This is a genomic window from Acidovorax sp. KNOB132 (assembly GCF_057541515.1).
In genome coordinates this window covers 1-1697 of the sequence record NZ_BAAJYT010000477.1, presented here as the reverse complement: position 1 = coordinate 1697, position 1697 = coordinate 1, and the positions used below count along the sequence as shown (strand labels likewise).

Below are 1697 nucleotides of genomic sequence, written 5' to 3'. Positions count from 1 at the left end.
CCAGCAGCTCGGGGGGCGCGGGGGCCAGGTTCTCGTGCCAGGACGGCACCACGACGATCTGCGCCCGACGCAGCACCGCGAGGCTGTGCGCCACGTCGATGCCGAACCCGGCGGACGTGCGCATCGGGCCGGGCGCCAAGCCGCACACGCGCAGCCGGTAGCGCGGTGCGCCTTGCGCCGTGCGGTCCTCGCCGAACACCAGGCAGGGCACCGAAAGGTGAAAGGGGCTGATGCCGTCGAAGGCGACGACGGCGACAGTGTCCGGGGTGGGCTGGGAAGGGGTTCGCATGATGGCCCGATTCTATCGATCGGTGTCGATCCAGCCACTTTCAGCGGTGGCGCGGAAAGCGAACAATCACCTCCGACCCTTCCGCCGCTTCAGGCCCCCCCTTCGAAAGGACTTCGAGAATGCCCTCCACCCCCACAACTCCCCGCCGCGCCCTGGTCGTCATCGACGTGCAGAACGAGTACTTCGCAGGCGGCAACCTGCCCATCGAATACCCGCCGGTGGCCGACACACTGCCCAACATCGCCCGCGCCATGGACGCCGCTCAGGCCGCCGGCGTGCCGGTGGTGGTGGTGCAGCACACCGCGCCCCCGGGCGCGCCCGTGTTCGACAAGGCCACGGACCGCTGGCAACTGCACCCGGAAGTGGCACGCCGGCCTGCCGACCACCGCATCGAGAAGCAGCTCGCCAGCGTCTTTGCGAACACCGACCTGGCCGACTGGCTGGCTGCCCGCGGCATCGACACGCTGACCGTGGTGGGCTACATGACGCACAACTGCGACGCCAGCACGGTGTTCGAGGCCGCGCACCGGGGTTTGGCCGTGGAGTTCCTGAGCGATGCCAGCGGCGCCCTGCCTTATGCCAATGCGGCCGGCCGCGTGAGCGCCGAGGAAATCCACCGCGTGTTCAGCGTGGTGTTCCACAGCAACTTCGCGGCGGTGGCGACCACCCGGGACTGGCTGGCGGCCGTGCAGGCCGGCCAGGCCCTGCCGAAGGGCGATGTGTATTCGTCGAACCAGCGCGGGCGCGAGGCCGCCTGAACAGTAGTGCAGTAGCGGCGAACACCGACCCGTCGGCGCTCCCTGCGGAGCGCGAGGGGGTCGCTCAGGGCCAGAAGGGCCCGAGCCGCTCGATGCGCTGCGACTGCACGGCGGCCAGGCGGGCGGGCTCGACGCGCCCGGGTGCGATCTCGGCCAGGGGCTGCAGCACGAAGGCCCGCTCGCCCATGCGCGGATGGGGCACAGTGAGTTCCGGGGTGTTGATGCGCTCGTCGCCGTACAAAAGCACGTCCAGGTCCAGCGTGCGCGGCGCGTTGCGGTAGGGCCGCTCGCGGCCAGCCGCCTGCTCGATGGCCTGCAGGGCATGCAGCAGGTCGATCGCGGCCAGCGGGGTGGCCAGTTCGGCCACGGCATTCCAGTAGTCCGGGCCACCGGCATCCACCGGTGCGCTGCGGTACAGCGACGACACTCGCAGCAAACGGCTGCCGGGCCATTGCGCCATGGCATCGAGCGCGCCGAGCAGCGCTGCCCGCGCATCGCCCAGGTTGGCGCCCAGGCCGATCCAGGCGGAGACCGGGGTGCCTGGGCCGCCCGCCGGAAAGGACACCGCCGCCATGCCGTGCCCTGCCCCGTTCAATCGCCCGAAGGGCCGGACGAGGCCGCGGGGGGCCGCGCCCTCGCCGCCACCACCG

General features: G+C 71.5%; 3 protein-coding genes. 1 reads left to right on the top strand and 2 read right to left on the bottom strand.

Annotated elements, in window-relative coordinates; translation table 11 throughout:
• Window positions 1-289, bottom strand: a 289-nt coding sequence (locus AC27IO_RS23900; protein ID WP_498741144.1) for a type 1 glutamine amidotransferase family protein, incomplete at its 3' end; no start/stop codon positions are given.
• A 119-nt stretch (window positions 290-408) separates the two neighbouring features.
• Between AC27IO_RS23900 and AC27IO_RS23895 the strand changes: the two genes are divergently transcribed.
• Complete coding sequence (locus AC27IO_RS23895) at window positions 409-1047, top strand: cysteine hydrolase family protein (RefSeq protein ID WP_498741142.1); 639 nt, start codon at window positions 409-411, stop codon at window positions 1045-1047.
• A gap of 64 nt (window positions 1048-1111) precedes the next feature.
• Here the strand turns inward: AC27IO_RS23895 and folK are convergent, their stop codons facing one another.
• Window positions 1112-1621 (bottom strand): 2-amino-4-hydroxy-6-hydroxymethyldihydropteridine diphosphokinase, encoded by a 510-nt coding sequence (gene folK / locus AC27IO_RS23890; RefSeq protein WP_498741146.1) that lies wholly within the window; start codon window positions 1619-1621, stop codon window positions 1112-1114.
• Window positions 1622-1697 lie beyond the last annotated feature (76 nt).